1 pseudogene is annotated in these 413 nt (G+C 50.6%); it reads left to right on the forward strand.

Annotated elements, in window-relative coordinates:
* Positions 1 to 413 (forward strand): annotated as a pseudogene (locus gpAD87_RS31330) (hypothetical protein); the annotation flags it as partial.

Genomic DNA, 413 nt, shown 5'->3' on the forward strand with positions numbered 1-413 from the left:
ACAATCTCAGCTTCTAGAGCTACCCTCCATCGATGGGTATATTGCACAGATCTGGACCGGGACATCCCGAACCCCCAATGTGTATGAAGGGTTGCGTAAGGAACGTACGTTTGAAACCGCTTACCTTGAATATGGCGTCATGCAGGAACTGGTTCGTGGGACCGACAGACGAATGTGGTTCCTGCATGATCCGATCGAAGATAACCCGAATTATACCTGGGCTGATTACCGCCAGAACTATTTAAAAACGGTGGTTGCCTCACTGCTGCATCCCGGGGTCGCCCATTATGAAGTCGCACCTTGGCCTCGACGAATCTTTCAAGGCACTTATCCATCCGAGGATGGCTCTGGCAAGGAGCAAATTCCGTCAGACTATGCCACAACTTTGCTTCAGGTCATGCACACTCTTGGTA

It is taken from the genome of Paenibacillus sp. AD87 (assembly GCF_001659845.1).
Classification (GTDB): Bacteria; Bacillota; Bacilli; order Paenibacillales; family Paenibacillaceae; genus Paenibacillus; species Paenibacillus marchantiae.